The organism is Pantoea sp. SIMBA_079 (genome assembly GCF_046940275.1).
GTDB lineage: Bacteria > Pseudomonadota > Gammaproteobacteria > Enterobacterales > Enterobacteriaceae > Pantoea > Pantoea borealis.
On the sequence record NZ_JAWRYR010000685.1, the window covers coordinates 1 to 249 of the forward strand.

A 249-nucleotide genomic window follows, 5' to 3' on the forward strand; every position below is an offset into this window, starting at 1 on the left:
GGGCAGGTCGTTTGCGGCACGCCTACCGCAGTGGTGACGGGCTGCGTACCGTGGAATCCCTACCTGCCGTTCGGCGTCGAAGGTCCGGGCGGACTGACCAACAACAAGGCGCTGCAGGACTATCTCTTCCAAGAAGAGCACGCGACTGGGGAAACCAAAACCGAGGTTTTCAACGCCAACATTGCCGGCTCGGCGTTCACACTGCCGGCTGGCGACCTCGGTTTTGCGGTCGGTGTCGAATCGCGCAAG

General features: G+C 62.2%; 1 protein-coding gene. It reads left to right on the forward strand.

Features of this window, described 5'->3' with window-relative positions:
* On the forward strand, positions 1 to 249 hold a 249-nt coding region (locus tag SB719_RS21710), incomplete at both ends, for a hypothetical protein (RefSeq protein WP_412159967.1).